Source organism: Phytoactinopolyspora endophytica (genome assembly GCF_004138495.1).
In the GTDB taxonomy this organism is placed as follows: Bacteria; Actinomycetota; Actinomycetes; order Jiangellales; family Jiangellaceae; genus Phytoactinopolyspora; species Phytoactinopolyspora endophytica.
This window is the reverse complement of sequence record NZ_ML142849.1, coordinates 341298-345307: the sequence shown is the minus strand read 5'-3', so window position 1 is coordinate 345307 and position 4010 is coordinate 341298. Positions and strand designations below refer to the sequence as shown.

3 protein-coding genes and 2 pseudogenes are annotated in these 4010 nt (G+C 68.3%); all 5 read left to right on the top strand.

The genetic code is table 11. The annotated features are described in order from the left end of the window. Window positions 1-194 (top strand): annotated as a pseudogene (locus tag ELR45_RS34350) (hypothetical protein); the annotation flags it as partial. Further along, the gene (locus ELR45_RS34345) at window positions 194-1171 is read left to right on the top strand and encodes a transketolase family protein (RefSeq protein ID WP_165367374.1); all 978 of its coding nucleotides are present in this window, start codon (window positions 194-196) and stop codon (window positions 1169-1171) included. The pseudogene ELR45_RS34350 and the gene ELR45_RS34345, both read left to right, overlap by 1 nt. Window positions 1172-1182: 11 nt before the next feature. Further along, the gene (locus tag ELR45_RS01500; RefSeq protein ID WP_129662852.1) at window positions 1183-2253 is read left to right on the top strand and encodes a zinc-dependent alcohol dehydrogenase; all 1071 of its coding nucleotides are present in this window, start codon (window positions 1183-1185) and stop codon (window positions 2251-2253) included. After that, the gene (locus ELR45_RS01495) at window positions 2250-3809 is read left to right on the top strand and encodes a sugar ABC transporter ATP-binding protein (protein ID WP_129662851.1); all 1560 of its coding nucleotides are present in this window, start codon (window positions 2250-2252) and stop codon (window positions 3807-3809) included. Before ELR45_RS01500 ends, ELR45_RS01495 begins: the two co-directional genes overlap by 4 nt. A gap of 1 nt (window position 3810) precedes the next feature. Beyond that, a pseudogene (locus tag ELR45_RS36430) lies at window positions 3811-4010 on the top strand (ABC transporter permease); the annotation flags it as partial.

Below are 4010 nucleotides of genomic sequence, written 5' to 3'. Positions count from 1 at the left end.
ACCTCCCCGCCCCGGCCGGCAGGCGTCCGACCGTGGTGATCTGCGAGACGGTCAAGGGCAAGGGCGTGGATTTCATGGAACGCAACCTCGCCTGGCACGCCGGCTCCCTGGGCAAGGAAGACCTCGAGCGCGCCCTGGCCGCACTCGCCGCGGCGCGAGCCACCAGCACATCTCGCGAGAAGGAGGCTGTGTGATGCCCGAGACGTTCACCTTCGGAGAGATGCTCTCTGCCCGTTCCGTGATCGGCTCCACGCTGGCCGAGCTGGGTGAGGACCACGAGGACCTGTGGGTGCTCACCCCGGATATCGGGGCGACCTTGGTGGAGTTCCGGGAGAAGCACCCTGAGCGGTTTCTCGACGTCGGCCTCGCCGAGCAGGTCTGCGTGGGTATCGCCGCGGGATTGGCGTATGACGGGATGATCCCCGTCGTCTCCGGGATGCTGCCGTTCCTGTCGATGCGCACGCTGGAGCAGGTCCGCACCGATGTCTGCTATCCGAACCTTCCGGTGAAGATCATCGGCACCCACGGCGGCCTGGTCGGCAACGGCGGCTCGACGCATTACGCCGTCGAAGATCTGTCTCTAATGTGCTCGCTGACGAATATGACCGTGACCTCGATCGGGGACCCGCTCATGGTCGGAGACATCATCCGGCAGTCGATGACCATGTCCGGACCGATCTACATCCGTCTGGCGGTGGGCAAGAAGGACATGATCCTCTACGAGGCCGGCCGGCACGAGGTCCGGATCGGCCAGGGCATCGTCGCCCGCGACGGCCAGGACGTCACACTCTTCACCCACGGCACCACTGTCGCCCAAGCCCTGACCGCTGCCGATCAGCTCGCCGGCGAGGGCCTGTCGGTGCGGGTGGTGGACATGTTCACCCTCAAGCCCGTCGACGAGGACCTCATCGCCCGCTGCGCGGGGGAGACCTCCGGCCGTTTCGTCGTGTTGGAGGATCATCTCGCCTACGGCGGGCTCGCCACCCGTGTCGCGGACGTCGTCGCTGACCGTGGCATCCGGCTGACTTCCTTCGAACGCCTCGGCATTCCGCAGGTTTACGCCGGCTTCGGCGAGGACGAGCAATTGCGTGACAAGCACGGCTATGGACTCACCGCGACGCTCGACGCCGTCCGTAGAGCGGCGACGACAGCCGTGTCCGCCGGCGTCTGAGAGGAGGAGCCATGCGAACCGTAGCAGTGACGAAGATCGGGAACCTGCGAGCGACCGACGACGCCAAGCGCGGTCAGATCGGCCTCGTGGAATTCCCCGACCAGCCCCTCGGCGCCGAGGACGTGCGCCTGCGGGTCGCCTACGCCGCGATCTGCGGATCCGACCCGCATCTGGCGGAAGGGTTCTTCGGCACCGACGTTCCCATCGGTCTCGGCCATGAAATCTCCGGCGTGATCGAGACCCTAGGGGAGGACGCCGCAGCCCGTACCGGTCTGCAGATCGGCGATCGCGTCGCGGGCAACTTCCTCAAGTTCTGCGGCGCCTGTCACCCCTGCCGGGACGGGCGTCAGCAGTTCTGCGAACACATCCACGACGACAACCGGCCCGGCATGGCGGAAACTGTGACGTGGCACGCCTCCCAGGTCCACAAGCTCCCCTCGGACGTGTCGCTGCGGAAAGGCTGCCTGCTCGAGCCGACCTCAGTAGCTGTGCGCATCGCGGACAAGACCCGTATCCGTCCCGGCGAGACGGTCGCCGTCTGCGGAGGCGGCCCGATCGGCCAGCTGGCCGCGCAGGTCATGTCCCGGTACGGTGCGACATCGCTCACCGTGATCGAGCCGATCGCCACACGCCGGGAGATGGCCCTGCGCAACGGCGCCGACCACGCCATCGACCCGGGCCACGAGGACCAGCAGGAACGCACCCGGGAGATCACCGGAGGGCGCGGCTTCGACGTCGTCATCGACGCCTCGGGCTCCTCCCGTGCCGCCCGCGGTCTGCTCGACATCGCCGCGCCGGGTGCCACCGTCGTCTACGGCGCCATGTACCCCGTCGACCACGAGATGCCCCTCAACCTCTCGGACTACCTCTATCTCAAGGAGCTCACGCTCACCGGCGTCTTCGTCTCTCCCTACGCCTTCCCTCGTGCCCTCAGACTCTTGCCCTACCTGTCCACCGATGAGCTCACCGCCACTGTCTATCCGCTCGACGACGCGGCGGACGCCTTCGCTGCCCACCTCTCCGGTGAGCACTCCAAGGTGCTCATTCGCTGCAACGACCTCGACGAGGCAGGTGCGGCATGACCGCCGCGCCGGTTCCGCCGGTCTCGCCGAGCCCGACGACCGCGACGACGCCCGAGACCGATGGGGCGCCTCCAGCGCTCGAGGCCCACGGCATCGTCAAACGATTCGACGGCGTCCTCGCCCTCGACGACGCCCACCTATCCGTCCGGCCCGGGGAGATCCACGCCCTGCTCGGTGAGAACGGGGCCGGTAAGTCCACGCTCATCAAGGTGCTGACCGGGCTGCTCGCCAAGGAGGGAGGCGAGATCCGCTGCGACGGCCGGCCGGTGGAGTTCGACAGCGTCCGCGACGCGCACCATGCGGGCATCGTCGCGCTCTACCAGGAGCTGTCGGTCATCCCGACGATCAGCGTCGCGGAGAACATCCTGCTCGGCGATAGGACACCACGACGCGCCGGACTGGTTCAGTGGCGCGACCTGCGTCGGCGTGCCCGCGCGCAGCTGGACCGGCTCAACCAGCCGATCTCGCTGCGTCGTCTCGCCGGGGACCTCTCTCCCGTCCAGCAGACGATGGTCGCCGTCGCCCGGGCGCTGGCGACCGATGCCCGGGTGCTGATCCTGGACGAACCGACCGCCTCGCTGACCGACGTCGAGATCGAGAGCCTCTTCACGGTTCTGCGGGCGCTGCGCGACGAGGGTGTGGCGATCGTCTACGTCTCGCATCGCCTTGAGGAGGTCTTCGAGTTGTGTGACCGGCTGACAGTGATGCGCAACGGCTCGACCATCACCACGAACAAGGTCCCCGACGTCACCGTCGACGAGGTCATCGCCATGATGGTGGGCCGTGCCCAGGGCCAGCTCTACCCCGAGAAGGGCACGGCGACCGACGACGTCGTGCTAAGCGTGGCGGGCCTGACCGGCAACCGGGTCAACGACGTGTCCTTGCACGCCTCGGCCGGAGAGATCCTGGGCATCGGCGGGCTGGCCGGATCCGGCCGCAGCGAGCTGCTGCGCCTGCTCTCGGGAGCGCAGCGCCGCGCTGAGGGGACGGTCCGCGTCGCAGGACGGAGCCTGTCGCCGGGCGGAAGCGTCGGGCGGGCGCTCGACGCCGGAGTCGCCTTAGTTCCCGAAGAGCGACGTAGCCAGGGCGTGATCCTGGACGCCACCGTCCAGGACAACATCGCCGTCGCGAACCTCGCGGAGGTCAGCCGGATCGGGTGGGTGCGCCAGCACAAGGTGACCGGCCTGGCGCGCACCGCGCTGGACGACCTACAGATCAAGGCGCGGGGGCCGCGCCAGCACGTCAGCCAGCTCTCGGGCGGCAACCAGCAGAAGATCGTCCTCGCGAAGATGCTTGCCCGCCGGCCGAAGGTGCTCCTGCTGGACGAGCCCACACGCGGCATCGACGTCGGCACGAAGGCGGAGATCTACCGGCTGATCCGCGAGCTGGCCGCCGGCGGCACGACCGTGGTCGCCGTCAGCTCGGAGCTTCCCGAGCTCATCGGCATGTCCGATCGGATCCTCATCATGCACGAAGGCCGCGTGTCGGGCGAGGTTCCGGCGGAAGCGGCCGACGAAGAGCTCCTCCTGTCCTACTGCTACGGAAGGGCTGCGTGAGATGACTACGACCGACACCCCGCCGGCTGTCCCGGCGTCGACCGACCGCACCCCGGCCGACCGCGCGACGATCGCCCAGCTCTTCTGGCAAGGCGGGACCGTCATCGCGCTGGTCGCGCTGATCGCGTTCTTCGGCGTGATGCGCCCCGACGCGTTTCTCAACTTCGCGAACCTGCGCAACCTCCTGCTGCAGATCGCCAT

What these genes read in the sequence shown, in the direction of transcription:
- ELR45_RS34345 (WP_165367374.1), top strand. Translation starts at nt 194, where the DNA reads ATGCCCGAGACGTTCACCTTCGGAGAGATGCTCTCTGCCCGTTCCGTG.
- ELR45_RS01500 (WP_129662852.1), top strand. Translation starts at nt 1,183, where the DNA reads ATGCGAACCGTAGCAGTGACGAAGATCGGGAACCTGCGAGCGACCGAC.
- ELR45_RS01495 (WP_129662851.1), top strand. Translation starts at nt 2,250, where the DNA reads ATGACCGCCGCGCCGGTTCCGCCGGTCTCGCCGAGCCCGACGACCGCG.